This is a genomic window from Frondihabitans sp. OV104 (assembly GCF_057787745.1).
Genome location: NZ_CM173541.1, coordinates 505491 through 530635, shown reverse-complemented (window position 1 = coordinate 530635; position 25145 = coordinate 505491). Strand labels below are relative to the sequence as shown.

Sequence of the window (25145 nt, the reverse complement as noted above, 5' to 3'; positions counted from 1 at the left end):
CTCAACAGCGTCCGATGTCCTGGCCGCGCGACCGTCTGCGTCGACTCAGCCGAGGCCGAGCGCCACGGCGTGGACGGCCGGCGCGACGTGCGACGCCAGCTCGCCGCGTCCGATGCCCGCGCGTGCCCAGGCCACCGTCGCCGCACCCGCCGCCACCAGCAGCGTCGCAGCCATGAGACGGGGTTGGGGGTCGTCCGGCCGCAGGCCGAGCCGCTCGGCGACGAACGTGCCGATGACGGCCTGGTGGGCGACGAACCGCGCGGCCCCCGATGCCACGAGGTCGTCGCCCAGCCGCATCGTCTCGCCCTGCGTGAGCGCCCAGGGCACGCGGGAGTCGTCATGCGCGCGGGCCACGGCGGTGAGCGCCTCGGCGACCTCGCGCGCAGGAACTCCCCGCGGTACGGCACGCAGGCACCCCGGCAGCGCTTCGAGGCTCCGGTCGAGGTCGACCCAGAGCAGGTCGGCCTTCCCCCCGAAGTAGTTGAAGAACGTCGCCCGGCTGACGCCGGCCCGCTGAGCGATCTGGTCGACCGTCGTCTTCGCATACCCGTTCTCGAGGAACAGCTCGGAGGCGGCGTCGGCCAGGATGTCGGCCGACGAGCGACGAGGCCGCCCGGCTCTACTAGACTCGGTCACGCTGTTTATTGTACTCAGTCTAGAAACTACGTTCGGAGCCCTTGTGCGCACCCCGCTTCTCGCAGTCGTCGGCACGGCAGCCGCGGCCGCCCTCGTCCTCGCCGGCTGCACGGCCACCGGCGGCGACGCCACCGGCACCGCCACGCCCGTCAGCGGCGGCACCCTCACCTACGCGACCGGCGACGCCGAGCCGACCTGCCTCGACCCGCACGTCGGCGGCAACTACCCGCAGGCGCTCGTCTCGACGCAGTACCTCGAGGAGCTCGTCTCGAAGAACTCCGACGGCGACGTCATCCCCTGGCTCGCGACGGCCTGGAAGCAGTCCGACGATGGCCTGAGCTGGACCTTCACTCTCAAGAAGGGCGTCTCCTTCACCGACGGCACCGCCTTCGACGCTGCCGCGGTGGTCGCCAACGTCGAGCACGTGAAAGACCCGAAGACGCTGTCGTCGACCGGCTACCTCGCCCTCGGCAAGGTCGACAAGGCCACGGCCGTCGACGCGCAGACCGTCCGCTTCGACCTGTCGAGCCCCGACAGCTCCCTGCTCGACTCGCTGTCTCAGCCCTGGCTCGCCATCGAATCGCCCACCGCCCTCAAGCGGAGCCAGGCGGTCAACTGCGAGTCGCCCGTCGGCACCGGGCCGTTCGAGGTGCAGAAGTGGGTCAAGCAGGAGTCGATCACCCTCGTCCGCAACTCCGACTACACGTCGCCGCCGAAGGACGCCGCGCACACCGGCGCGGCGTACCTCTCGAAGATCGTCTGGCGCTTCCTGCCCGACTCGGCCTCGCGCTACGCGGCCCTCCAGTCGGGCGAGGTCGACGTCATCGACAACGCGCAGCCCGACTCCCTCGTCGCGGCCGCCAAGAGCAGCCAGCTCAAGGCCATCGATGCCCCGCGCCCCGGCGCGAGCGACCGCCTCGAGCTGAACTCGAGCCAGGCGCCGTTCGACGACGAGAACGTCCGCCGCGCCTTCATCACCGGGGTCGCCGTGAACCCCGGCATCAAGTCGCTCTTCTTCGGCACCGCGAAGCGCTCCTACTCGCTGCTGTCGAGCGTCGAGAAAGACTCCTACTCCGACCCTTCGCTGTTCGCCATCGACACGGCGAACGCGAAGAAGCTGCTCGACCAGGCCGGCTGGACCGGTCGCGACAGCGACGGCTACCGCACTAAGGACGGCAAGCGCCTGACCGTCCGCTTCCCTGTCTCGACCAACCAGTCGATCCCCGCCGAGCGCTCGCTGTTCGAGCAGATCCAGCAGGAGGCCAAGGGCCTCGGCTTCGACGTCGAGATCCAGCAGCTCGACCTGTCGAGCTGGTACGGCGCTCTGGCCGCTCACAAGTACGAGATCGTCAGCGCCCCGTACACGAAGGTCGGCCCCGGAGTGCTCGACATCCTCTACAACTCGTCGAGCATCACCCCGGCGCCGAGCGGCTACTTCGCGAACAACGCGCAGGTCGACTCGAAGCAGGTCGACTCGCTGCTCGCCGAGGCCAGCGCCGAGCCGTCCGAGACGAAGCGCCACGACCTGTACGACCAGGTGCAGAAGATCGTTCTCGAGGGCTACTACGTGCTCCCGCTCTACGACCAGCAGAACCACTACCTGTACCGGACGGCCGTGCACGGCCTGCGCGCGATGCCGACGGTCTCGACGCCCAGCCTCTACGACGCCTGGCTGCAGAAGTAGCGGTGCCGGCCGTCCGCTGGGTCGGCTCCCGCGTGGTGGGAGCCGTGGTCGTCCTCTGGGCGGTCGCGACCCTCATCTTCTTCGCGATCCGCCTGGTGCCCGGCGACCCCGCCGAGGCGATCCTCGGCGGGCCCGGCTCGCAGGCCTCCCAGGCGTCGCTCGACCTGGTCCGGCGCGAGTACGGCCTCGACCGGCCCCTCCTCGTGCAGTACCTCGACCAGCTCGGCCGCCTGGCGACGGGCCACCTCGGCGAGTCGTACTCGCTGAAGCAGCCCGTCGCGGCCGTCCTCGCCGCCCAGGTGCCGCCGACGCTCACGCTCGCCGCCCTGTCGCTCGTCGCGGCGTGGCTGCTCGCGATCGGCGTCGCCTGGTGGAGCTCCGGCTCGGGCCGGGTCGCGAACGCGGTGGCGTCGGGGCTCGAGGTCGTGGCGTCGGCGGTGCCGCACTTCCTGCTGGGGAGCGTGCTGATCGTCGTGCTCTCGACCTCGCTCGGGCTCCTGCCGCCGGTGAGCACCGGAACCGCGTCGGGGATCGTCCTGCCGGTGATCACGCTGGCGATCCCGGTGGCGGGGTTCCTCGGCCAGGTCACGCGCGACTCCCTGCTCGACGCGGCCGCGGCGCCGTTCGCCCTCACCGCTCGCGCCCGCGGCGAGTCGCGCTCCGGCGTCTTCTGGCGGCACCTGCTCCGCCACGCTGCCCTCCCCGGCCTCGCGCTGTCGGGCTGGGCCTTCGGCTCGCTGCTGTCGGGAGCGATCGTGGTCGAGTCGCTGTTCGCGAGGCCCGGTCTCGGCCGCACGCTGCTCGACGCGGTGACCCTGCGCGACATCCCGCTGGTGACCGGCGTGGCCCTCGTGTCGGCCCTGGCGTACGTGCTCGTGGTGGCCCTGGGCGACCTTGCCGAGCGACTCGTCGACCCGCGGGGAGGCCGGGCATGACGATGATCGCCGCGCTTCCGCGGGTGAGGTTCGCGCCCCGAGTTCCTGCGCTCGTGGCGTCTGTGCTGCTGCTCGCCGTGCTCGTCGCCGCCGTCTGGCCGGAGCTGATCGCCCCTGTCGACCCGCTGGCGATCCACCCCGCCGACGCGTTCCAGGCGCCGTCGGCCGCGCACCCCTTCGGCACCGACGACTCGGGCCGCGACCTCTTCGCCCGCGTCGTGCACGGCGCCCGCGCCTCGCTGCTGATCGGCGTCGCGGCCACCGCCATCGGAGTCGCCCTCGGCCTCGTCCTCGGCATCGCCGCCGCCGTCGGCTCGCGCATCACCGACATCGCGGTCAGCCGCCTGCTCGAGGTGCTGTTCGCGCTGCCCGGGCTGCTCCTGGCGCTCGTGATCATCGCGTTCGCCGGGCCGGGGCCGATCCCGGCGACCGTGGCCGTGGGGCTGGCGACGGCGCCCGGATACGCCCGGATCTTCCGCAGCCGCATCCGCGCGGTCGCCTCCTCGGAGATGGTCGAGGCCGCCCGCGTGCTCGGGCGCCGGCCGTCGGTGCTGCTCGTGCGGCACGTGCTCCCGAACGCGCTGGCGCCGGTCGTCGTGCTCGCCACGCTCGGCGTCGGGCAGGCGATCGTCTGGGCCTCGTCGCTGTCGTACCTCGGCCTCGGCTCGCCGCCGCCCGCGCCGGAGTGGGGCGCCATGCTCGAGGCCGGGCGCACCTACCTCGCCGTGGCCCCGTGGATGACGGTGTTCCCGGGGCTCGCCATCGTTGCGACCGCGGCTGCGACCACCGTCCTCGGGCGGGCGCTGACGGCGCGGGGGCGTTCCTGATGGCCGGCTCGCGGCGCCTCACCGTCGACGGCCTTCGGGTCGCGTTCGGCGGCGTCGAGGTGGTCCGCGGCGTCTCGTTCACTCTCGACGCCGGCGAGTGCGTGGCCCTCGTCGGCGAGTCCGGCTCGGGCAAGAGCGTGACGGCGCGCGCCCTCCTCGGCCTGGCCGGCGGCACGGTCACCGCCCACGCCCTCACCCTCGACGACACCGACCTCGCGACCCTCGGCGAGCGCGACTGGCGCCGGATCCGCGGCCCCCGCATCGGCCTCGTGCTCCAGGACGCCCTCGTCTCGCTCGACCCGCTCCGCCCGATCGCCCGCGAGATCGACGACCCGCTGCGGCTGCACTCCCGCCTGACCCGCCAGGAGCGCGCCGCCCGCGTCCTGGAAGTGCTCGACGAGGTCGGCATGCCCTCGCCCGAGACACGGTCACGGCAGCGGTCCGGCGAGCTGTCCGGCGGCCTGCGGCAGCGCGCCCTGATCGCGGCGGCGCTCGCGCTGCGGCCCGGCGTCCTGATCGCCGACGAGCCGACGACCGCGCTCGACGCCGAGGTGCAGCGGCAGGTCGTCGACCGGCTGGCACGGCTCCGCGATGAGGGAACATCGGTGCTCGCCATCAGCCACGACCTCGGTGCGGTGCGCCGCCTGGCCGACCGTGTCGTCGTGCTCCGCGACGGAGAAGCCGTCGAGCAGGGCCCGACCGAGCAGATCCTCGACGCGCCGACCCATCCGTATACGCAGGCCCTCGTCGCGGCTCTCCCGCATGGCAAGCCCCGCGGCACGCGGCTGTCGGTCGTCGCAGCGGGGTGCAGGAACTCCGGAACGCCGACCCCTCCAGCGCCGACGGCCGAATGCTCCCCCGTCGTGCTCTGCGCCCGCCGCCTCACTCGACGCTTCGGCGACTTCACCGCCGTCGACGACGTGTCGCTCGAGCTCCGCGCCGGCGAGACGCTCGGCCTGGTGGGCGCGTCCGGGTCGGGCAAGACGACGACGGCCCGCCTGCTGCTGGGCCTCGACGCTCCCGACGCCGGAGAGGTCGCCCTGCTCGGCGCCCCGTGGAACCCCCTGCCCGAGCGGGAGCGCCGCCCTCGCCGGGCCGCCCTCGGCGCCGTCTACCAGGATGCCCTCTCGTCGTTCGACCCCCGCATGACCGTCGGGCGCATCCTCGTCGACGCGCTCACCGCCGGCCGCGCGACCCGGCCGGGCCGGGCCCGCCTCCCGGACGTCGAGCGCATGCTCCGCGAGGTCGGGCTCGACCCCGCCGTCGCCGCCCGGCTGCCCCGCACCCTGTCGGGAGGCCAGCGCCAGCGGGTCGCCATCGCCCGGGCGCTGGCGCCGTCACCCCGCGTCGTCGTGTGCGACGAGCCGGTGTCGTCGCTCGACGTCACGGTGCAGGCGCAGGTGCTCGACCTGCTCGACGAGCTGCAGCGCGAGCGCGGGCTCGCCTACGTCTTCATCTCGCACGACCTCGATGTCGTGCGGCACCAGAGCGACCGCGTCGCCGTGATGTCGGCCGGCCGCGTCGTGGAGCAGGGCCCGACCGAGCAAGTCTTCACCACGCCCGAGCACCCGTACACGCGCGCGCTCCTCGCCGCGGCCACCTAGCTGCCCGCCCGGCGCCTGGGCCGCCCTGCGCCGCCCCGCCGCACCACGATCCCGACATCCGGGACCGAGATCGCGACATGGCACCACGGTTTCCCGTGGTGCCATGTCGCGATCGTGGGCCTAGCGCCCCGCCGGCACGATGTCGATCGGCCCGGACGCCGCGAACTCCACGGCCCAGTCGGCCTGCGCGACCTCGCTCGACTCGTCGGCGTACGCGGCAATGAGCTCCTCGGCCTCCTCCTCGGTGGCGACCGAGGGGCCCGACCCGAGCAGCGGGATGTTGGCCGTCTCCTTGGTGAACCAGACGGCGACGAGCCCGATCACGGCCGCGATCATCAGGTAGAACGCCGGGATGTCGTTCGCCCACGCGAAGCCGCTCTTCGTGGCCCAGGCGACGAGCGACTCGGTGACCAGCGGCGTGGTGCCGCCGAACAGCGAGACCGACACGTTGAACGCGATGGCCAGGGCGCCGTAGCGGATGATCGTCGGGAACAGCGCCGGGAGCGTGGAGGGCATCGTCGACGTGAAGGTGACGAGCACGAGGCCGAGCAGCAGCAGGCCGACGAAGACGAGCACGGTCGACTCGGTCTGCACCAGCTTGAGCGCGGGCCACGAGAGCACCAGGAAGCCGAGGCAGCCGGCGAACAGAACGGGTCGGCGGCCGAAGCGGTCCGACAGGCGCCCGCCGAGCCCGATGACGGCCATCATCAGCACCATCACGACGATCACGAGGATGAGCCCGTTGGTCGCATCGCGGCCGAGCGTCGACGTGAGGTACGTCGGCATGTACGACAGCAGCATGTAGTCGGTGACGTTGAAGACGAGCACGAGGCCGATGCAGACGAGCAGCGCGCGCCAGTTCTCGGCGAACAGGCGCAAGAACGGCGTCTTGGCCGACTCGCGCGACGCGGCCTCCTCCTGCTGCTTCTGGAAGGCCGGCGTCTCCTCGAGCTTCAGGCGCAGGTAGAGGCCGACGAGGCCGAGGGGCCCGGCGACCAGGAACGGGATCCGCCAGCCCCAGCTCAGCAGCACCTCCTCCGACATGGCGAACTGCAGCACCGTCACGAGCGAGGCGCCGAGCACGTAGCCGCCGAGGGTGCCGAACTCGAGCCACGAGCCCATGAACCCGCGGCGCTTGTCGGGCGAGTACTCCGCGATGAACGTCGCGGCCCCGCCGTACTCCCCGCCGGTCGAGAAGCCCTGCACGAGGCGGGCCACGAGCAGCAGGAGGGGTGCCCAGACGCCGATGGTGTTGAAGTCGGGGAGGAAGCCGATGGCGAAAGTTCCTGCGGCCATCATGATCATCGTCACGGCCAGCACCTTCTGACGGCCGATGCGGTCGCCGAGCGGGCCGAAGACCGCGCCGCCGATGGGCCGGACCACGAACGCCGCCGTGAACGTCGCGAAGGTCAGGATCACGCTGAGCGTCGGGCTGAGCGAGGGGTAGAAGACTCGGGCGAGGGTGGTGGTGAGGTAGGCGAACACCCCGAAGTCGAACCATTCCATGCCGTTCCCGAGGGCGGCGGCGGCGACGGCTCGCTTGAGCAGGGGCTCTTCGACGACGGTCACGTCATCATTCGTCAGTCTTCTTCTCATACGCGGTTCACTCCAGTTATCGACACGCGCCACCGGCACGGCGGCACAAAAAACTCCGAAAGCTTACCAGATGTCAGTATTTCGCTGCAGGGACTGCACTCCCGAGGCCCGTCTCGGGGCGCAGGAACTGCCCTGACGTAGACTGGCCCGCAGCACATTCAGGCACCTCACCACCGACACGGTGCCGCCCATATCGAAGGAGTACGCGATGCCCAGACCCATGCCAGAGAAGCCCGCCCTCGAAGGCCTCGAAGGGGTCTGGGGCCCCGCCTGGGAGACCGCGGGAACGTACAAGTTCGACCGGGCGAGCGCGTCGAAGGCCACCGTCTTCTCGATCGACACTCCCCCGCCGACGGCCTCCGGGTCGCTGCACATCGGCCACGTCTTCAGCTACACGCACACCGACGTCAAGGCGCGCTTCGAGCGCATGCGCGGCAAGAGCGTCTTCTACCCCATGGGCTGGGACGACAACGGCCTGCCCACCGAGCGTCGCGTGCAGAACTTCTACGGCGTGCGCTGCGACCCGACGCTCCCCTACGACGCCGACTTCACGCCGCCGTTCGAGGGCGGCGACAACAAGTCGTCGAAGGCCGCCGACCAGATCCCGATCTCGCGCCGCAACTTCATCGAGCTCTGCGAGCGCCTCACTGTCGAAGACGAGAAGCAGTTCGAAGACGTCTGGCGCAAGCTCGGACTGTCGGTCGACTGGACCCAGTCGTACCGCACCATCGGCGACGACTCGCAGGCCGTCGCGCAGAAGGCGTTCCTCCGCAACCTCGCGCGCGGCGAGGCCTACCAGGCGCAGGCCCCCACGCTGTGGGACGTCACCTTCCGCACCGCGGTCGCCCAGGCCGAGCTCGAAGACAAGGACATGCCGGGCGCGTACCACACGCTCGCGTTCCATGGACCGGCCGGCGACGTGCTCATCAAGACCACCCGCCCCGAGCTGCTCCCCGCCTGCGTCGCGCTGGTCGCGCACCCCGACGACGAGCGCTACCAGGGCCTGTTCGGCACGACGGTGAAGACGCCGCTGTTCGACGTCGAGGTTCCGGTGCTCGCTCACCACCTCGCCCAGAAAGACAAGGGCTCCGGCATCGCCATGGTCTGCACGTTCGGCGACACGACCGACGTCGTGTGGTGGCGCGAGCTCGACCTGCCCAACCGCTCGGTGATCGGCTTCGACGGCCGCTTCGTCTCGGAGGCGCCCGACGTCATCGTGTCGGAGGCCGGCAAGGCCGCCTACGGCGAGCTCGCCGGCAAGACCGTGTTCAGCGCGAAGGCCGCCATCGTGGCCCTCCTGCAGGAGTCCGGCGAGATGCAGGGCGAGATCGAGAAGATCACCCACCCGGTCAAGTTCTTCGAGAAGGGCGACAAGCCGCTCGAGATCGTGTCGACCCGCCAGTGGTACATCGTCAACGGCGCCCGCGACGAGGCTCTCCGCGAGACGCTCCTCACCCGCGGCGAGGAGGTCGCGTTCCACCCCGACTTCATGCGGGTTCGCTACGAGAACTGGGTCAAGGGGCTCTCGGGCGACTGGCTCATCTCACGCCAGCGCTTCTTCGGCGTGCCGATCCCGGTCTGGTACCCGCTCGACGGCGACGGCAACCCCGTCTTCGACAGCGCTATCGTGCCGAGCGAGGCCCAGCTGCCCGTCGACCCGTCGAGCGACACCGCCCCCGGCTACGACGAGTCGCAGCGCGGCGTGCCCGGAGGCTTCCAGGGCGAGGTCGACGTGATGGACACCTGGGCGACCTCCTCGCTGACCCCGCAGCTCGCGGGCAAATGGGAGTCCGACCCCGAGCTGTTCGACCTCGTCTACCCGTACTCGCTGCGCCCGCAGGGCCAGGACATCATCCGCACCTGGCTGTTCTCGACCGTGCTGCGCGCGCAGCTCGAGGGCGACACCGTGCCGTGGAAGAACGCCTCGATCTCGGGCTTCATCGTCGACCCCGACCGCAAGAAGATGTCGAAGTCGAAGGGCAACGTGGTGACGCCCGCGGCCATGCTCGACGATCACGGCTCCGACGCGGTCCGCTACTGGGCCGCCTCGTCGCGCCTGGGCACCGACGCGGCGTTCGACCCGCAGAACCCGAAGCAGATCAAGGTCGGCCGCCGCCTCGCGATCAAGGTGCTCAACGCCGCCAAGTTCGTCTACTCGTTCCCGGAGCCCGTCGAGGGCGCCGCTGTCACCGAGGCCCTCGACGTCGACCTGCTGGCGAACTTCGCCGCCGTCATCCAGGCAGCCACCACGGCTCTCGAGAACTACGACCACGCGAAGGCGCTCGAGACGACCGAGAAGTTCTTCTGGACGTTCTGCGACGACTACCTCGAGCTCGTCAAGGAGCGCGCGTACGGCGCCACCTCGACTCCCGAGGCCCAGTCGTCGGCGGTGCTCGCGCTCCGCTCGACCATCGACGGCCTGCTCCGCCTGCTCGCGCCCTACCTCCCCTTCGCCACCGAAGAGGTCTGGTCGTGGACCCACGACACCTCCGTCCACACGGCCGCCTGGCCCACGGCGCAGGAACTCGGGGCGGTCACCTCCCCGTCCGGGCTCCTCGAGCTCGTCGGCGAGGCGCTGATCTCGATCCGCCGCGCGAAGACCGACGCCAAGGCGTCGCAGAAGACGCCGGTGACGTCGGCCGTCGTCGTGGCCCCCGAGGCGTCGCTCGCGCTGCTGCGGACGGCCGCGGCCGACCTCTCGGCCGTCGGACGCATCGAGACGCTGACCTTCGCGGCCGGCGAGGAGCTCGCCGTGAGCGACATCGTGCTGGCTGAGCAGCCGTCGTCGACGGACTCGGCAGTCTGATGCAGTTGGGAACGCGCTGGTCGGTCGGGGGCCAGACCCCCGACCGGCTCCCGGCCGCGGTCGTCGAGGCCGTCGCCCGCGTCGAGGCCGAGCTCGACGAGCAGGCCGTCGATGCGTCGACCTGGCGCTGGACGCTCACCTGGCTCGAGCGCAAGCCGGTCGTCGAGCTCGACGACGGCACCGTCATCCGGTACGACGCCGCGGCCGACACGGCGTCGGTGCACGAGCCGGTCGACGGCGAGGAGCTCGACTAGCCCTCCGCCGCTCCCCATCGGGCTCGCCCCGCCGAAACGGCTCAGCCCCTCCGTCTGCACGGAGGGGCTGAGCCGTTTCGGCGGGTGGCGCAGCCCCAGTAAGCGGTTCCGCGCGTCCGTCCGTCAGCAGGTGGCCAGAGGGATCTCCTCGCGGGTCACCGTCTTGATCGCCTTCGACGGGCCCTGCGAGATGCCGAAGACCACGAACTGCGACAGCTTGTCGGCGGGGATCTCGAACGAGAAGCCGACGGTGGCGTTCGAGAGTCCGTACTTCTTCTTCACGTCAGCCCGCGAGAGGTTCGCCGTGTGGCGGAACGCCTTGGTCACGCCGGTGGTCGAGACGGTGTAGACGTCGACGGTACCCGGACCAGCGGACTTCTGCGGGTCGAACGACCAGCCGGTCAGCCGGATGCGCGGCGTGGTGGTTCCCGGCGTGGGGCACGCTCCGACGGCCGAGTCGAGGTGGGAGATCGCCGACGACGGCACGCCGATGAGGTACTGGCGGTTCAGGACCTTCGTGGCTCCGGTCGAACTCGTGATGCTCGCTGCGACCGTGACGCGGCCGGCCGAGTCGCGCCCCGGCGGCACGGGCACGACTTCGTCGAAGCAGTAGGCCTTCGACGTGGTCCCGAGTGCCGCGGCTACGTCTGCGCGCGGCCTGTCTGCCTTGATTTTCTCGATGACGGTGCCCTGGATGCTGATCGCGACCGTGGTCGTCTTCGCGTCCACGGCTGCCCAGCCCCGGACACGGACCGCGTTCAGTCCCGACAACGTGACCGAGTCGACGTGACCGTCGGTCGGCGTCGCGGCGTTGGCGGCGAGCGGCGCCGCGAGCAGCGCTCCGGCGGCGAGAGTGCCGGCCACGAGTGCGGCGATGATGCGTGTGGTGCGCATGGTGATCCTTCTCTGTGCGGCTCCCCCCTGGAGCCGATGCGTCCATCGTGCTCCGCGCCCGACCCGGAGGGTATAGGCCGCTCGGCTGAACCTGCGCCGCCCCACTGCATCCATCGGCTACTCCTTTCACCCCGCCGATCACGGTCCCGTAACGGTCTGCCGCTCCCGCCGCCGTTCACCCCGCGTTCCGGCACCCGCGCAACGCGGCGGCCTTGGTCGGGTGCCGCTTCGCAGGGGCTACGCGCGGGCGAGGAGCTCGCCGTGGGGCATCGCGAAGAAGCCGTCGGGGGCGTCGCGCCACGCGAGCCAGGCGTCGGAGATCGCCCGCAGCTCGAGGTCGGTGGCGGCGCCCTTCTCGATCGCGTCGGCGTAGAACGCCGACTCGAGCGCCCGCGCGGCCCACGACTCGCCCCACCAGGTGCGCTCCGCGTCAGACGAGTAGCACCAGATCGACGCCGACGACTCGAAGTCGGTCAGGCCGGCCTCGAGCGCCCACCCCTTGAGGTGGCGCCCGGCGTCCGGCTCGCCGCCGTTGCCGCGGTGGACGAGCTGGTAGACCGTCATCCAGTGGTCGAGGCCGGGGTTCTCGGGGGCCCAGATCGTGCCGCGGTAGTCGACGTCGCGCACGGCGATCAGCCCGCCGGGCTTCGCCACGCGGCGCATCTCGACGAGGGCGGCTACCGGGTCGGCGACGTGCTGCAGCACCTGGTGGGCGTGCACGACGTCGAAGGTGTCGTCGGGGAACGGCAGGGAGTACAGGTCGGCGGTCTGGAAGACGGCGTTGGCGAGTTCCTGCGCCGAGGCGAGCTCGGTGGCCGCGGCGACGATCTGGGCCGACGAGTCGATTCCGACGACGCGACCGGCTGACAGGATGCGGGCGAAGTCGACCGTGATGGTGCCGGGGCCGGCTCCGACGTCGAGGAGCGTCATGTCGGGCGCGAGGTGCGGGAGGAGGTACGCGGCGGAATTCTCGGCGGTGCGCCAGGTGTGGCTGCGCAGGACGCTCTCGTGGTGGCCGTGGGTGTACTTCTCGCCGCTGCTCATGCCCTGACGTTAGCGGACCAGCGGGTGTCGACGAGCGTCAGCGGAACGTCGTGTGCCGGATGCCGTCGCGCACGAGCATGTCGGCGAACGGATCGCCGTCGGAGCGGTTCGGCGCTTCGGCGAGACTCGCGACGCGACTCGACCGGCGACGCGACCAGGCCACGAGTGCGAGGCCGGCCTGCAGAAGGAGGCGGTCGAACGGCGAGCCGGGGCGGGTGGAGTGGAGTGCGGCGGTCATCGGTGTTCTCCTTCGACGTGGGGTGCGTCGGCGATCGGGAAGGCGTTGAAGTGGATCTGGACGCGGCGGGCACCCGGACGGGGCTCGCGCGCACGCAGCGGTGCGATGTGCTGCTCGTAGAAGGCCGTGAAGGCCTGGCCGATCTCGCGCAGCTCGTCGCGGGTGGCCGAGAGGTTCATGGTGTCGAGAGTCGAGGCCTCGTACCAGTCCTTGCCGACGTCTTCGGCGCGGTCCTGGAACTGGGCGAGCAGGCCCGCGCGCACGCGCTCCCACTCGCGGCCCACCATCTGGGCCGCTGCTCGGCCGGCGGCGGTGTCATGGTCGAAGACCGACACCGAGACGCTGCCCGGAGAGCGCTCCCACCAGCGCTCGCGACCCGAGCCTCGGCCCTCGACCTCGCGGACGAGGCCGTGCCGGGCGAGCTGACGCAGGTGGTAGCTCGTCGAGCCGCTCGACTCGCCGAGACGTTCGGCCAGGCCGCTGGCGGTGGCCGGGCCGTAGTTCGAGAGCGCCTCGTAGAGCTCGACCCGCAGGGGGTGCGCCATGGCGCGGAGGGCACCGGCGTCGAGTGCTCTGTCGTTCGGCTTGTCGCTCACGTCTCTATCGTACGACCGCAAAGAAATCTTTGCAAGCATTTCTTTGCAAGCATGTCTTTGCATCTGCGGCCTAGGGTGGAGGAATGACGAATCCGTTCTTCGAACCGAGCCCTCTCCCCTACGCTCTCCCGTCGTTCGAGCGGATCTCGGACGACGACTATCTGCCCGCCTTCGAGGCCGGCTTCGCCGAGCAGCTCGCCGAGATCGAGGCCATCGCCTCCGACCCGGCACCGGCGACGTTCGAGAACACGGTCGTTCCGCTGCAGCGGAGCGGCCAGATCCTGTCGCGAGTCGAGCACGTCTTCTTCAACAAGTCCTCCAGCGACTCGAACGACGCCACCAACGCGCTCGAGCTCGAGCTGGCGCCGAGGCTGGCCGCGCACGCCGACACGATCCGCCTCGACCCGCGGCTCTCCGGTCGCGTCGCCGCCGTCTACGAGCAGCTCGGCACGGCCGCGACCGAGCACCTCACGCCGGAGGAGGTCTACCTCGTCGAGCGCCTGCACGACGAGTTCAGCCGGGCCGGCGCCGGCCTCGGCGACGACGCGAAGCGACGCCTGCGCGAGCTCAACGGCGCACTCTCGACGCTGACCACCCGCTTCGAGAAGAACCTTCTCGCCGACACGAACGCGCTCGCCGTCGTGGTCGACGACGTCGCGGAGCTCGACGGACTGGGCGAGGGCGAGATCGCGGGCCTCGCCCAGGCGGCGGCCGAGCGCGGGCTGGACGGGAAGTTCCTGATCTCGCTCGTGCTCTTCACCGGTCACCCGCTTCTGGCCTCGCTCACGAACCGGCCGCTGCGCGAACGGCTCCTTGCGGCTTCGATGGCGCGCGGCACCCACGGCGGCGAGTTCGACAACCGCGCTGTGCTCCTCGAGATCGTGCGGCTGCGGGCCGAGCGCGCGGCGCTGCTCGGCTTCGAATCGCACGCGGCGTATGTGACGGCAGGCCAGACTGCGGGCTCCCCCGAGGCCGTGCACGATCTGCTCACGCGCCTCGCGGCACCCGCGGCCCGCAACGCCCGGGCCGAGTGGGCCGACCTGCAGCGCCTCGCCGACGCCGACCCGGCCTTCCCCGACGGAGCCGACGTCGCCGCCCACGACTGGGCGTACTACACCGAGAAGGTCCGCGCCGAGAAGTACGACTTCGACGCCGCCGAGATGCGCCCCTACTTCGACGCCGAGCGCGTGCTTCGCGACGGCGTGCTCTACGCCGCATCGACCCTGTACGGCCTGACCTTCACCGAACGCACCGATCTGGTCACCTACCATCCCGATGCCCGCGTGTTCGATGTCGCCGGCGACGAGGGCGAGCCGGTCGGGCTCTTCGTGCTCGATCTCTACACGCGCGACTCCAAGCGCGGCGGTGCCTGGATGAACCCGCTCGTCTCGCAGTCAGGTCTCTTCGGCACCCTGCCCGTCGTCGTCAACAACCTCAACGTCTCGAAGCCGCCGGCCGGCAGCCCCACGCTGCTCACGCTCGACGAGGTGACGACGATGTTCCACGAGTTCGGCCACGCCCTGCACGGCCTGATCGCACGCACCGAGTACCCGTACTTCTCGGGCACCAACGTGTACCGCGACTTCGTGGAGTTCCCGAGCCAGGTCAACGAGATGTGGCTGCTCTGGCCCGAGGTGCTCGAGCACTACGCCCTCCACCACGAGACCGGAGAGCCCATGCCTGCCGACCTCGTCGAGAAGCTCACGGCATCCGAGGGCTTCAACCAGGGATTCGAGACCTCCGAGTACCTCGCAGCCTCCCTCCTCGACCAGTCGTGGCACTCCCTGACGTTCGAGGCCGCTTCGGCCGTCGACGACGTCGCCGCGTTCCAGGCGCAGGAACTCGCCACCGCCGGCCTCGACAACCCCGCGGTCCCTCCCCGCTATGCGAGCACCTACTTCGCGCACACCTTCTCGGGGGGCTACGACGCCGGCTACTACTCCTACATCTGGAGCGAGGTGCTCGACGCCGACACCGTGGAGTGGTTCACGGCGAACGGCGGACTCACCCGGGCGAACGGGGCCCGCTTCGCGGAGCGGCTGCTCGGTGTCGGCGGCGCCAAGGACCCCCTCGAGGCCTACCGCGACTTCCGCGGCCGCGATGCCGAGGTCGCGCCGCTCCTGGTGCGCCGCCGCCTGCAGTAGCGCGGCGTCGGGGTACGCCGCCGTCGGGCCGCGTCGCGCGTGGCCCCGCGAGGTGGCCCTCCGCGTCGCCCCCGCCCCGGCGGCGCGAGGCCCGCGGCCACCTCGGCGTGCGAGCGCAAGGTACGCCTGCCCCGCGGCCCCGCGGCCCCGCGGCCTCGCGAGATGGCCCTCAGCGTCGCCCGCGCCGCACCGGCCCGACGACGACGGCCACCTCGGCGCACCGGGGCAGGGAACGCCGTCCCCCGCGTCCCGCGAGATGGCCCCGCACGTCGGCTCCGCCCGCGCGGCGCGACGCCCGCGGCCACCTCGGCACACGAGCGCAAGGCGCGCCCGCCCCGCGGCCCCCGCGAGATGGCCCTCCGCGTCGCCCCGCCCCCGCCACGCGACGCCGAGGGCCACCTCGGCACACCGGGGCAGGGAACGCCGTCCCCTGCGTCCCGCGAGATGGTCTCGCACGTCGGCTCCGCCCGCGCGGCGCGACACCCGCGGCCACCTCGGCGCACGAACGCAAGGGGCGCCACCCGACGACAAAGGCCACCTCGCCGTGCCGACGGGCCGACCGCCACAGCGGAGCCATGCGCGGCGACCGACAACGCCGCAGATCGGGCCGCCGGGCGTCGCGGCTACGCGCTCTTCTCGGCGCGTTCCGTCTGGCGCGGCACGATGGTCGGCGCCGCGTTCTCGAGCACCGACGCCTTGGTCACGACGACCCGGCCGACCGTCTCGTCGGAGGGCACGTCGAACATGATCGGCCCGAGCACTTCTTCCATGATGGCGCGGAGGCCGCGGGCACCCGTCTGGCGCAGAACGGCGAGGTCGGCGATGGCCTCGAGGGCGGCCTGCTCGAACTCCAGCTCGACGCCGTCGATCTCGAACATTCGCTGGTACTGGCGGACGAGGGCGTTCTTCGGCTTGGTCAGGATCTCCATCAGGGCGACCTGGTCGAGCTGCGACACCGTGGTCACGACAGGAAGGCGGCCGATGAACTCGGGGATGAGCCCGAACTTGTGCAGGTCTTCGGGCAGGACCTCGCTGAAGAGGTTGACGTCGTTGCCCTTCTCGTAGAGAGGGGCGCCGAAGCCGATGCCGCGCTTGCCCGCACGAGACGAGATGATCTCTTCGAGCCCCGCGAAGGCACCGGCGACGATGAACAGGACGTTCGTCGTGTCGACCTGAATGAACTCCTGGTGCGGGTGCTTGCGACCACCCTGCGGCGGAACCGATGCGACAGTGCCCTCGAGGATCTTGAGCAGCGCCTGCTGCACGCCCTCGCCCGACACGTCGCGGGTGATCGACGGGTTCTCGGCCTTGCGGGCGATCTTGTCGATCTCGTCGATGTAGATGATGCCGGTCTCGGCCCGCTTGACGTCGTAGTCCGCGGCCTGGATCAGCTTGAGCAGGATGTTCTCGACGTCTTCGCCGACGTAGCCCGCCTCGGTCAGCGCCGTCGCGTCGGCCACGGCGAACGGGACGTTGAGGCGCTTGGCCAGCGTCTGGGCGAGATAGGTCTTGCCGCAGCCGGTCGGCCCGATGAGCAGGATGTTCGACTTGGCGATCTCGATGTCGTCGCCGAGCGAGTCGGCCGACGTCAGGGTGTTCATCGAGCGGATGCGCTTGTAGTGGTTGTAGACGGCCACAGACAGCGAGCGCTTGGCCGGTGCCTGCCCGATGACGTACTCCTCGAGGAAGTCGTAGATCTCGCGGGGCTTCGGCAGGTCGAACTCGCTCGACGGCTCTTCGCCGGCCTCGGCCAGACGCTCTTCGATGATCTCGTTGCAGAGCTCGACGCACTCGTCGCAGATGTAGACGCCGGGGCCGGCGATCAGCTGCTGGACCTGCTTCTGGCTCTTGCCGCAGAACGAGCATTTGAGCAGATCGGCGCTCTCACCAATGCGGGCCATGAGCGGCCTCCCTCAGCCAATAGTCGTGATCAGAGTTGTTGCCGTGCCGCCTGTCGCGGCCGTGTGGTGCAGTCACCCGATGATCCCCTGTGATCTCCGGTTCGACTGCTCAACGAGCCTAACCCGAACCGCCGACAGTGTCGGCATCGAGACGCGCGAATCGCCGGGTGGCGGCGTGACAGTGGTTCGGGGCGGAGGTCGGGAGCGATTGGCTCCGGAGTTCCTGCGCCCCGGCCCCCGCGGAGGTGCGGCGGCGCGGGACGCACGAAGCCCCGAGCACGACGGTGCTCGGGGCTTCGATCAGCGGACTACTTGGCGAGAGCCAGGTTCTTGCGCGAGGTCAGGACCTGGTCGATCAGGCCGTACTCGAGCGCCTCGGACGCACCGAGGATGTTGTCGCGCTCGATGTCGCGGTTGACCTGCTCGGGTGTCTTGTTCGAGTGCTTCGACAGCGTCTCTTCGAGCCAGGTGCGCATGCGAAGCACCTCGGCCGCCTGGATCTCGATGTCGGATGCCTGGCCGCCGCTCGATCCGCCGGTAGCCGGCTGGTGGATGAGCACGCGGGCGTTCGGCAGCGCGAGGCGCTTGCCCGGGGTTCCTGCGGCGAGGAGCACCGCAGCAGCCGAAGCCGCCTGACCGAGGCAGACCGTCTGGATGTCGGGTCGGATGTACTGCATCGTGTCGTAGATGGCCGTCATCGCAGTGAACGAGCCGCCGGGCGAGTTGATGTAGAGGGTGATGTCGCGATCGGGGTCCATCGACTCGAGCACGAGCAGCTGAGCCATGACGTCGTCGGCCGACGCGTCGTCGACCTGCACGCCGAGGAAGACGATGCGGTCTTCGAACAGCTTGGCGTAGGGGTCCTGGCGCTTGTAGCCGTAGGCGGTGCGCTCCTCGAAGGAGGGCAGGACATAGCGTGAGCTCGGGGTCTCGAACCGACCCGCTCCACCCATCATTGGCAGTTCCATTTTCGTTCCTTACTCGTATGGGGAGAGGGGTTATTCCTGGTCGGTTCCGGCGCCGCCGATGACGTCGGAGGCCGACGAGCGGATGTGGTCGACGAAGCCGTACTCGAGGGCCTCTTCGGCGGTGAACCAGCGGTCGCGGTCGCCGTCTTCGTTGACCTGCTCGACCGTCTTGCCGGTCTGGGCCGCGGTGATCTCGGCGAGACGCTGCTTCATCGAGAGGATCAGCTGGGCCTGCGTCTGGATGTCGGACGAGGTGCCGCCGAAGCCGCCGTGCGGCTGATGGAGCAGAACGCGCGCGTTGGGCGTGATGTAGCGCTTGCCCTTGGTGCCCGCGGTGAGCAGCAGCTGGCCCATCGAGGCGGCCATGCCGATGCCGACCGTGACGATGTCGTTCGGCACGAACTCCATGGCGTCGTAGATCGCCATGCCCGCCGTGATCGACCCGCCGGGCGAGTTGATGTAGAGGTAGATGTCTTTCTCGGAGTCCTCGGCGGCAAGCAGGAGAAGCTTCGCGGCAATCTCGTTGGCGTTGTCGTCGCGCACCTCGGAACCGAGCCAGATGATGCGGTCTTTGAGAAGTCGGTCAAAAACACTGTTGGGCAGTGTTACGTCGGCCATGTGGTGCTCCCATTCAGTTGTCGCTTGCATACGAACTTAGGGGGTGCAACGCACGGATTCCGGGCTGTTCGCCCACGGCAGACCATCCATGCGCATGAGGTCGCAGGAACTCGGGTGCGCAGCCGACAGAAAAGGCCGGGCGCGTCTGCACCCGGCCTTCTCGTCACGCAGTGGTTCTGCGCTCGTGCGGACTACGCGTGGTCGTGACCGGCGTGCTCGTCTTCGGTCTCGCCGCCGATGCCGGCCGTGGCCGTGAAAGCGGACAGGTCGACGTCGGCGCCCTTGTCGTCGGTGACCTTGGCCTTCGACAGCACGACCGCGAGGGCCTTCGAGCGGGCGACCTCGCCGACCATGGCGGGGATCTGGCCGTTCTCGTCGAGCACCTTGATGAACTCGCCGGGCTCCATGCCGTACTGGGCCGCACCCTGGATGAGGTACTGCGTCAGCTCGTCTTGCTCGACCTTGACGGCCTCCTTCTCGGCGATCGCGTCGAGGAGGATCTGGTTGCGGAACGCCGACTCGGACGACTCGGTGACCTCGGCGCGGTGCTCGTCGTCTTCGAGGCGGCTCTCCTGCTCGAGGTGACGGTGCACCTCGTCTTCGACCAGCTTCTCGGGGACGGGGATCTCGACGAGCTCGAGGAGCTTCTCGACGACCTGGTCGCGAGCCTCGGCACCCTGGCCGAAGGTCTTCGAGCGGCCGAGCTGCTCCTTGAGGTCGCCCTTGAGCTCGTCGATGGTGTCGAACTGGCTGGCGATCTGAGCGAAGTCGTCGTCGGCCTCGGGGAGCTCGCGCTCCTTGACGGCGGTCAGCGTGACCTCGATGAGGGCGGTCTCGCCCTCGCGGTCGCCGCCGAGCAGCTTCGACTCGAACGTGGTGGTCTCGCCTGCGGTCAACGACTCGAGGGCCTCGTCGATGCCCTCGATCAGATCGCCCGAGCCGAGCTCGTACGAGATGCCCTTGGCGTTGTCGACCTCTTCGCCCTCGATGGTGGCGGTCAGGTCGATCTGGCCGAAGTCGCCCTTTGTGGCGGGACGGTCGACGGTGATCAGCGTGCCGAAGCGCGTACGGAGGTTGTCGAGCTCCTCGTCGACCTCGGCGTCGGTGACGTCGACCGACTTGACGGTGAGCGCGAGGCCCTCGTAGTCGGGAAGGTCGAACTCGGGGCGCACGTCGACCTCGATGGCGAGGAGCAGGTCGCCGGAGAAGTCCTTGACGTCAGGCCATCCGACGACGTCCGCCTCGGGACGGCCGAGCGGACGGATCTCGCTCTCCTCGACTGCGGCGCGGTAGAAGGTGTCCATGCTCTCGTTGACAGCGTGGTTCAGGACCTCTTCACGGCCGACGCGCTGGTCGATGATGGGCGGCGGGACCTTGCCCTTGCGGAAGCCGGGGATCGACACCTGCTCGGCGATGTGGCCGTAGGCGTGGGTGATGCCGGGCTTGAGGTCGTCGGGGCTCACCGCGATGTTGAGCTTGACGCGCGTGGGGCTGAGCTGCTCAACCGTGGTCTTGACCAATGTCGTACTTCTCCTGTGTTGGTGGATCGTGCGGATCTTCTGGCGTGCTGGCCGTCGAATTCTCAGCCCGGCCGTCGTGGTATCAGCCTGGCACTCGTGTTGCTAGCACTGCACGTCGGGGCGACAGGACTCGAACCTGCGATCTTCCGCCCCCAAAACGGACGCGCTAGCCACTACGCTACGCCCCGGTATTTCAGTGTCGTGCGCGGCTCTTGCCGGTGCCCCCGTTGAGGTCGGGGCGAAAAGAGCCTTGTGAAGTCTAGCCCGTCGTGCGCCGGGGAAACTGAGCGGCTCTGACAATGCCCTATGCTTACTAACGCACAGCGGCCTCCGGGCCAGCTTTGCGGGGATGTAGCTTAGTGGTAAAGCCTCAGTCTTCCAAACTGATGATGCGGGTTCGATTCCCGTCATCCCCTCCCTTCAAACGCTGGGATCGCGACCAGTCAGCCACGTCGGCCCAGAGCGAAAACCCCTCCAAAACCCCTCGGCGTTCATTACGATCACAGCATGGTCGGAGGCGAGGGGTCGCTCACGGAGCGCGTCCCTACAGTCGAAGAGTCGATCGTCGCAATGCGGGAGCTGCTGGTCATCTGGCGGGCCAGCAAATCGATCGACGTACCGATAATCGACGACAGCCTCATTCCTGCCGTCACGATCCGGGCGCTGGTCGAACATGCCGTCTCCCTTACAGACTCCGTGATCCTGCTTGCCGAGCATGGCCATTTCTCCCAGGCCGCTGGCTTGAGCCGAAGCACCATGGAGTGTGCAGTCACAGCAGCGTGGATGTCAGTCACGCCGAAGGCCGGGAACGCCGTTGCTCACGAGTGGGCTAGGAACCGTAAAAATCTGTTCGAGGCCTGGGCGATGGATACGGCGCTCGACCTTTCGCCGGACATCGAAGAAGCGCAACAGATGATGCTCGACTGGCGAGAGGATGCGTCTGCCGCCGCTCGTAACTTTCAACGGCTTTGCGGTCAGCTCATCGGTGGGGGTCAGCTTTACGGCGTGTACCGAGCCCTGTCCGGATACGTGCATGCCGGTCCGGGTCTTGCCGACCTGTACGTGACGCAGACTGCGAAGACAGAAACCGCACCTGACGGATGGGCGTTCTTAGAGCGCGCCGCCTACAAGATGACCGATGAGGCAATGGCCATGCACGTCGCCATGCTTAGCCTGGCAATGTCAGCCTGGGACTTGATCGATCCGAAACACCCAGACGATGTCGCTTTGCAAGCAATAGCCGACCGGTTCGGTTACGGGCGAACCATCAAACGCGTGGAGTAGACCTCGCGGGATTCGAACCCGCATCCGGTTGAATTTAAGTCAGCCCGCTCTGCCAGTTGGCGTAGAGGTCTGGTGCAATTCTTACTCGTCGGTGCCCGTCGCAATGAACGCCTCGAACCGGGCAATTTGCTCGTTGTAGTCGCTCGGGTACAGGTGGGCCTGGATGCCGTCCGTAGTGGAGACGTTGGTGTGCCCCATCCACCGGCTGACTTCGTAGGGCTCGAACCCGGCGGCGAACATCATCGACGCATAGGTGTGCCGGAGGTCGTGAAAGCGCACGTGCTCTACAACACCGAGACGGTTGCCACTGGCACCAGGTAGTACGCCCGCACTCCCCCGCAGTCGACGTTCCGGGTCCAACCGGTGCAATTACTCCGACCGTCGCAACGGTCACGGGTTCCAGCACCAAGACGGTCACCAACAACATCACGGTCAACAAGGCGGACAACCCCGACGCGTGGCTGCGAGCCGTCCAGCGGGAACTCGACGGGGATATCTAAGCTCCATCCATAGGCGGCACCGGACACGTTCCCCCAACGTTCCGATACAGCCTTCTCCCTGTCCCGAAACTGTTTGCGCAGATCCCCTCGACTGGAAAAACCCCTCCATCCCTGCCACGCGATCTCTTACGAGCTCAAACGATCTCAGGCGTTTTCAGCCGCATTCCCGACCCTGAGAAGCCTGCAATTGCAGAGGAATCAGCGGCTATCAGCGGCGAAGCTCGTCTGAGAGCGCGCAATGTCGTCTGAGGTAGTTCAGGTCAATAGAGGGTCTTCCAAACTGATGATGCGGGTTCGATTCCCGTCATCCCCTCCCTTCAAACCCGATAGTGATCTGGAAGCTCGATGAGGCCGGATCGCGCTACACGGGTCAGCACAAAGGCGTCGAAAAGAGCGATCTGCTCGTTGGAGTGGCGATGGGCCATCAGGACCCTCCGCGGCCCTCGCGTCAGCCCACCAGTCAACGGCGGGGGCGGCGATCTCGGCCGCTACTCACCAAGCCGGTCCGTTCCCTGCCGTAGATGCGTCGTCGCCGACTCAAGACAGGCGGTGCCTGGCCTTCGCTAGCGCGAGTGCCAGGCACCGCCAGCCTTGCTATCGAAACTGACCGGCCCTATGTCAACTGCCCATCGGGATTCGCGCGCGTGAACCCACGGGGTAGCCGGTGGTCGACTGCCACTGACGCAGCAAACAACAACCCGAACACTGGGAGCGCGACCGAGAAGAGTGGGAAAGGCCCAGCCCGCAGATCTTGGTGCAAGAAGCCGAAGCCCGCTATCTGAACGAGGACGGCGAGCACGAGGACTCCCCCGCCGATCCACACAAGATTCTTGGACATCCCCGTCCGCCGTTCGCCGCCGAAGGCACTAGCGACGTCCTGGGGAGGTCCCAGGACGGCCTCCAAGTCGCCACCAGAATTAGCGCTGCTCAATCGGTCTAGCTCATTACGAATCGTTGCCTCGGGCACACCGCGGAGGCGGAGCTCAAATGCGACCCGGCGAAAATAGACGGTCACAGGAGGAAGCCCTTAAGCAGGTCGTAGATGGTGGAGACGGACATGTCTCCGAGCAGGAATCGGATGGGAGCCGGCACTTTGCGCCACGCCGTGGCGAACGAGGAGTAGCCCTTCTTCGCGGCCCTGGAAAGGGAACCAAACAGGCCAGGTACTTTCTTGATGGCCGCGATCACGACGCTAGCGATGCCGCGGGTCTCGACTGGCACCGACGAGGTGGGCGAGCTCGGGACGCGCGAATCGCCAGTGCCTGGCGCCAGTCCAGTCCTTCCCAGCCGTTCGCTGGACACGGACGCAACCGAGGCCACTGCCGTCGGTGACCCCGCTGCGACGGCTGGGGTCGCCCCTAGCCCGACGATGAGAGTGGCCGAGAGAGTCAAGGCAGAGAGGAGGAATCGAATTCGCATTGAAGACCTTTGTCAGGGAAGCAAGAGATACGGACCTGTCCATTCACCCATTAAGGACTTCAGATTGTCAATCCGAAATATTAATCACCGAGCGGCGCAAAGGAGGCGACGAAGAGAATCTCACCGGTCAGGAGGCTCGACCAGGCGAGCTGCCCGACGGGTGCCGTGCCCGAGATGGCCAGGAAGAAGAGACCCTCGGCTATGAGTGCGAGGCCGAGTACCCGAAGGTAGTCGGGGAGGCCGGTCGGTGCGACGACCGCCAGTACAAGGGAGTCCAGCAGCCGGAGGGCTACGTTCCTGCGGGGCATCTCAGACCTCGACCCTGTCGACAGGCACCGCCGACCGATCGCGCCCGGCTACCACGACCACGACCGCGACCGCGACGACCATGAGCGCCGCGACCACCTGCAGCGAGTGCGGCGCGAATGAGGCGAGCGCCACGACCACGGCGATGACGGGCACGGCGACGTTGACCCGGGGCGACGACTGCCGCCGCAGCACCAGCAGCCAGACGAAGAGCAGATACACCGCACAGGGCACGGCAAGCGTCGCTGCCGCCGCGGCCGGGGTCAGCGCCACGTCCCCGCCCTCGACGTCGATGGCGATCTCGATTCCCGCCGAGAGGGCGCCGGCCGCGGCGAAGATCGCGTAGTGGCCGTAGCCCCAGCCGAGGGCCGTCCGCAGCGAGGTGAGGAGGCCGTGCTGCGGGAAGGCGAAGTAGATCCACCAGAAGCAGACGATGATCACCAGCGACGTGGCCGCCAGCAGCACGAGCTGCCCGACGTGCTCGGTCTCGCGGCCGACCTCGACGACCGCGTTGCTCGAGGCGAGGATCGACTCGCCCAGCACGATCAGCGACAGTAGTGGCGGGGCGGGCGGCGGGCGGCCCGTTCCTGCGCCCAGAAGAAGGCCGGCCCCGCGCCCAGAAGGGGTGTCAGACGGGCCGCCGTTTTCGGGTGAGAATTGTGCAATGCGAATTCGTGCTCGAGTGCTGGCCCTGGGTGTGGCCGTCGTCGCCATCGGCCTGCTCGCGGGCTGCGCGACGACGCCCGAGAGCACTCCGGAGGCCGTCTCGATGGCCAACGCCACACCGCAGCCGACCAGCGGTGCGGAGGGCGGCATCCGCGTCGCGATCGTCGGCGACTCGCTGACCGCGGGCGGCGGGCGCTCGCTCGCCTCGGGCCTCACCGCGAACACGTGGATGACGTACGCGCAGGGCGACGGCATCGACTACGTCGGCGGCTGGGCGGTCGGCGGGCGCACTGTGCAGCAGATGGCCGAGTACGCCGCGCCGATCTCGAAGGTCGACGTGCTCGTGCTCATGGGCGGCACCAACGACGTCCGCAAGAGCATCTCGTTCGGCCAGACGGCGTCCAGCTACGAGAAGGTCGTCGCGACGATGCACCCGAAGCACGTCATCATCGGAGCGATACCGCCGAACGACAGGCACCCGGTCGCGGCCGAGCACTACCAGGAGCAGCTCGAGAAGTACGCGCGCGCGAAGGGCTGGGACCTCGTCGACCCGTGGGGCTTCGCCCGCCACGGCCTGGTCTACGCCACGGGCACGACGGTCGACGGCATCCACCCGACGACGGCCGGCTACAAGAAGGTCGGGCTGGCGTTCCGGGCGGCGATCCTGCGGGTCTCCTCGACGCCCCAGAAGGGCTGAGCGGCTAG

General features: G+C 69.1%; 23 protein-coding genes and 3 tRNA genes. 10 read left to right on the top strand and 16 right to left on the bottom strand.

What is annotated here, in order from left to right:
* Positions 1–45: 45 nt before the first annotated feature.
* Positions 46–636, bottom strand: coding sequence for a TetR/AcrR family transcriptional regulator (locus AC3CBB_RS02570; RefSeq protein ID WP_488625869.1), 591 nt, complete (start codon positions 634–636; stop codon positions 46–48).
* Positions 637–679: 43 nt separating this feature from the next.
* Here AC3CBB_RS02570 and AC3CBB_RS02565 point away from each other — a divergent pair, with 43 nt between their 5' ends.
* The 4 genes from AC3CBB_RS02565 to AC3CBB_RS02550 are packed head-to-tail and all read left to right on the top strand — an operon-like array spanning position 680 to position 5686.
* On the top strand, positions 680–2320 hold the full coding sequence (locus tag AC3CBB_RS02565; RefSeq protein WP_488625868.1) for an ABC transporter substrate-binding protein: 1641 nt from the start codon (positions 680–682) through the stop codon (positions 2318–2320).
* A gap of 2 nt (positions 2321–2322) precedes the next feature.
* A complete protein-coding gene (locus tag AC3CBB_RS02560) occupies positions 2323–3255 on the top strand; it encodes an ABC transporter permease (protein WP_123506065.1) in 933 nt (310 codons plus the stop codon).
* Positions 3252–4082 carry an ABC transporter permease gene (locus AC3CBB_RS02555; protein WP_488625867.1) on the top strand — a complete coding sequence of 277 codons (831 nt, stop codon included), beginning with the start codon at positions 3252–3254 and terminating at the stop codon, positions 4080–4082. Before AC3CBB_RS02560 ends, AC3CBB_RS02555 begins: the two co-directional genes overlap by 4 nt.
* Positions 4082–5686 (top strand): dipeptide ABC transporter ATP-binding protein, encoded by a 1605-nt coding sequence (locus AC3CBB_RS02550; protein ID WP_488625866.1) that lies wholly within the window; start codon positions 4082–4084, stop codon positions 5684–5686. Before AC3CBB_RS02555 ends, AC3CBB_RS02550 begins: the two co-directional genes overlap by 1 nt.
* A gap of 120 nt (positions 5687–5806) precedes the next feature.
* Here the strand turns inward: AC3CBB_RS02550 and proP are convergent, their stop codons facing one another.
* Complete coding sequence (gene proP / locus AC3CBB_RS02545; RefSeq protein ID WP_123506068.1) at positions 5807–7282, bottom strand: glycine betaine/L-proline transporter ProP; 1476 nt, start codon at positions 7280–7282, stop codon at positions 5807–5809.
* 208 nt (positions 7283–7490) lie between these two features.
* Here proP and valS point away from each other — a divergent pair, with 208 nt between their 5' ends.
* Positions 7491–10088: a valine--tRNA ligase gene (valS, locus tag AC3CBB_RS02540; RefSeq protein WP_488625865.1), complete on the top strand. Its 2598-nt coding sequence runs from the start codon at positions 7491–7493 to the stop codon at positions 10086–10088.
* The gene (locus AC3CBB_RS02535; RefSeq protein ID WP_488625864.1) at positions 10088–10342 is read left to right on the top strand and encodes a hypothetical protein; all 255 of its coding nucleotides are present in this window, start codon (positions 10088–10090) and stop codon (positions 10340–10342) included. Before valS ends, AC3CBB_RS02535 begins: the two co-directional genes overlap by 1 nt.
* A 123-nt stretch (positions 10343–10465) precedes the next feature.
* Here the strand turns inward: AC3CBB_RS02535 and AC3CBB_RS02530 are convergent, their stop codons facing one another.
* The 4 genes from AC3CBB_RS02530 to AC3CBB_RS02515 form a co-directional block, all read right to left on the bottom strand.
* Positions 10466–11236, bottom strand: coding sequence for a hypothetical protein (locus tag AC3CBB_RS02530; protein ID WP_488625863.1), 771 nt, complete (start codon positions 11234–11236; stop codon positions 10466–10468).
* A gap of 237 nt (positions 11237–11473) precedes the next feature.
* Entirely contained in the window at positions 11474–12280 is an 807-nt protein-coding gene (locus tag AC3CBB_RS02525; protein ID WP_488625862.1) for a methyltransferase domain-containing protein, read from the bottom strand.
* A 37-nt stretch (positions 12281–12317) separates the two neighbouring features.
* Complete coding sequence (locus AC3CBB_RS02520; RefSeq protein ID WP_123506073.1) at positions 12318–12518, bottom strand: hypothetical protein; 201 nt, start codon at positions 12516–12518, stop codon at positions 12318–12320.
* A complete protein-coding gene (locus AC3CBB_RS02515) occupies positions 12515–13114 on the bottom strand; it encodes an ArsR/SmtB family transcription factor (RefSeq protein WP_488625861.1) in 600 nt (199 codons plus the stop codon). Before AC3CBB_RS02515 ends, AC3CBB_RS02520 begins: the two co-directional genes overlap by 4 nt.
* Before the next feature lie 83 nt (positions 13115–13197).
* Between AC3CBB_RS02515 and AC3CBB_RS02510 the strand changes: the two genes are divergently transcribed.
* The gene (locus AC3CBB_RS02510) at positions 13198–15258 is read left to right on the top strand and encodes a M3 family metallopeptidase (RefSeq protein ID WP_488625860.1); all 2061 of its coding nucleotides are present in this window, start codon (positions 13198–13200) and stop codon (positions 15256–15258) included.
* Between the two features lie 623 nt (positions 15259–15881).
* Here AC3CBB_RS02510 and clpX read toward each other — a convergent pair.
* From clpX to AC3CBB_RS02485, 5 genes are all read right to left on the bottom strand, one after another.
* Complete coding sequence (clpX, locus tag AC3CBB_RS02505; RefSeq protein ID WP_123506075.1) at positions 15882–17159, bottom strand: ATP-dependent Clp protease ATP-binding subunit ClpX; 1278 nt, start codon at positions 17157–17159, stop codon at positions 15882–15884.
* 308 nt (positions 17160–17467) lie between these two features.
* Positions 17468–18127: an ATP-dependent Clp protease proteolytic subunit gene (locus AC3CBB_RS02500; RefSeq protein WP_304999887.1), complete on the bottom strand. Its 660-nt coding sequence runs from the start codon at positions 18125–18127 to the stop codon at positions 17468–17470.
* Positions 18128–18157: 30 nt separating this feature from the next.
* Positions 18158–18745, bottom strand: coding sequence for an ATP-dependent Clp protease proteolytic subunit (locus AC3CBB_RS02495; protein ID WP_123506077.1), 588 nt, complete (start codon positions 18743–18745; stop codon positions 18158–18160).
* A gap of 191 nt (positions 18746–18936) precedes the next feature.
* A complete protein-coding gene (tig, locus tag AC3CBB_RS02490; protein ID WP_123506078.1) occupies positions 18937–20265 on the bottom strand; it encodes a trigger factor in 1329 nt (442 codons plus the stop codon).
* A gap of 115 nt (positions 20266–20380) precedes the next feature.
* Positions 20381–20453, bottom strand: a tRNA-Pro gene (locus tag AC3CBB_RS02485).
* A 157-nt stretch (positions 20454–20610) separates the two neighbouring features.
* On the opposite strand from AC3CBB_RS02485, the gene AC3CBB_RS02480 reads away from it, so the two are divergent.
* Both AC3CBB_RS02480 and AC3CBB_RS02475 read left to right on the top strand, forming a co-directional pair.
* Positions 20611–20681, top strand: a tRNA-Gly gene (locus tag AC3CBB_RS02480).
* Positions 20682–20772: 91 nt separating this feature from the next.
* Positions 20773–21549 (top strand): DUF5677 domain-containing protein, encoded by a 777-nt coding sequence (locus AC3CBB_RS02475; protein WP_488625859.1) that lies wholly within the window; start codon positions 20773–20775, stop codon positions 21547–21549.
* Here AC3CBB_RS02475 and AC3CBB_RS02470 read toward each other — a convergent pair.
* From AC3CBB_RS02470 to AC3CBB_RS02450, 5 genes are all read right to left on the bottom strand, one after another.
* Positions 21547–21620: transfer RNA gene (locus AC3CBB_RS02470), tRNA-Leu, on the bottom strand. The two genes, AC3CBB_RS02475 and AC3CBB_RS02470, sit on opposite strands and share 3 nt — an antisense overlap.
* Before the next feature lie 10 nt (positions 21621–21630).
* The gene (locus tag AC3CBB_RS02465; RefSeq protein ID WP_488625858.1) at positions 21631–21909 is read right to left on the bottom strand and encodes a tyrosine-type recombinase/integrase; all 279 of its coding nucleotides are present in this window, start codon (positions 21907–21909) and stop codon (positions 21631–21633) included.
* 1151 nt (positions 21910–23060) lie between these two features.
* Positions 23061–23237, bottom strand: a complete 177-nt coding sequence (locus AC3CBB_RS02460) for a hypothetical protein (RefSeq protein ID WP_488625857.1) — start codon at positions 23235–23237, stop codon at positions 23061–23063.
* 311 nt (positions 23238–23548) lie between these two features.
* Positions 23549–23776, bottom strand: a complete 228-nt coding sequence (locus AC3CBB_RS02455; protein WP_488625856.1) for a hypothetical protein — start codon at positions 23774–23776, stop codon at positions 23549–23551.
* Between the two features lies 1 nt (position 23777).
* Positions 23778–24488, bottom strand: a complete 711-nt coding sequence (locus AC3CBB_RS02450; RefSeq protein WP_488625855.1) for a low temperature requirement protein A — start codon at positions 24486–24488, stop codon at positions 23778–23780.
* Here AC3CBB_RS02450 and AC3CBB_RS02445 point away from each other — a divergent pair.
* Positions 24439–25137 carry an SGNH/GDSL hydrolase family protein gene (locus AC3CBB_RS02445; protein ID WP_488625854.1) on the top strand — a complete coding sequence of 233 codons (699 nt, stop codon included), beginning with the start codon at positions 24439–24441 and terminating at the stop codon, positions 25135–25137. The two genes, AC3CBB_RS02450 and AC3CBB_RS02445, sit on opposite strands and share 50 nt — an antisense overlap.
* Positions 25138–25145 lie beyond the last annotated feature (8 nt).

Coding starts and splice junctions, on each gene's coding strand:
- AC3CBB_RS02555 (WP_488625867.1), top strand. CDS start 3,252: ATGACGATGATCGCCGCGCTTCCGCGGGTGAGGTTCGCGCCCCGAGTT.
- AC3CBB_RS02550 (WP_488625866.1), top strand. CDS start 4,082: ATGGCCGGCTCGCGGCGCCTCACCGTCGACGGCCTTCGGGTCGCGTTC.
- proP (WP_123506068.1), bottom strand. CDS start 7,282: ATGAGAAGAAGACTGACGAATGATGACGTGACCGTCGTCGAAGAGCCC.
- valS (WP_488625865.1), top strand. CDS start 7,491: ATGCCCAGACCCATGCCAGAGAAGCCCGCCCTCGAAGGCCTCGAAGGG.
- AC3CBB_RS02535 (WP_488625864.1), top strand. CDS start 10,088: ATGCAGTTGGGAACGCGCTGGTCGGTCGGGGGCCAGACCCCCGACCGG.
- AC3CBB_RS02530 (WP_488625863.1), bottom strand. CDS start 11,236: ATGCGCACCACACGCATCATCGCCGCACTCGTGGCCGGCACTCTCGCC.
- AC3CBB_RS02525 (WP_488625862.1), bottom strand. CDS start 12,280: ATGAGCAGCGGCGAGAAGTACACCCACGGCCACCACGAGAGCGTCCTG.
- AC3CBB_RS02520 (WP_123506073.1), bottom strand. CDS start 12,518: ATGACCGCCGCACTCCACTCCACCCGCCCCGGCTCGCCGTTCGACCGC.
- AC3CBB_RS02510 (WP_488625860.1), top strand. CDS start 13,198: ATGACGAATCCGTTCTTCGAACCGAGCCCTCTCCCCTACGCTCTCCCG.
- clpX (WP_123506075.1), bottom strand. CDS start 17,159: ATGGCCCGCATTGGTGAGAGCGCCGATCTGCTCAAATGCTCGTTCTGC.
- AC3CBB_RS02500 (WP_304999887.1), bottom strand. CDS start 18,127: ATGGAACTGCCAATGATGGGTGGAGCGGGTCGGTTCGAGACCCCGAGC.
- AC3CBB_RS02495 (WP_123506077.1), bottom strand. CDS start 18,745: ATGGCCGACGTAACACTGCCCAACAGTGTTTTTGACCGACTTCTCAAA.
- AC3CBB_RS02475 (WP_488625859.1), top strand. CDS start 20,773: ATGGTCGGAGGCGAGGGGTCGCTCACGGAGCGCGTCCCTACAGTCGAA.
- AC3CBB_RS02455 (WP_488625856.1), bottom strand. CDS start 23,776: ATGCCCCGCAGGAACGTAGCCCTCCGGCTGCTGGACTCCCTTGTACTG.
- AC3CBB_RS02445 (WP_488625854.1), top strand. CDS start 24,439: ATGCGAATTCGTGCTCGAGTGCTGGCCCTGGGTGTGGCCGTCGTCGCC.
- AC3CBB_RS02450 (WP_488625855.1), bottom strand. CDS start 24,488: ATGGCGACGACGGCCACACCCAGGGCCAGCACTCGAGCACGAATTCGC.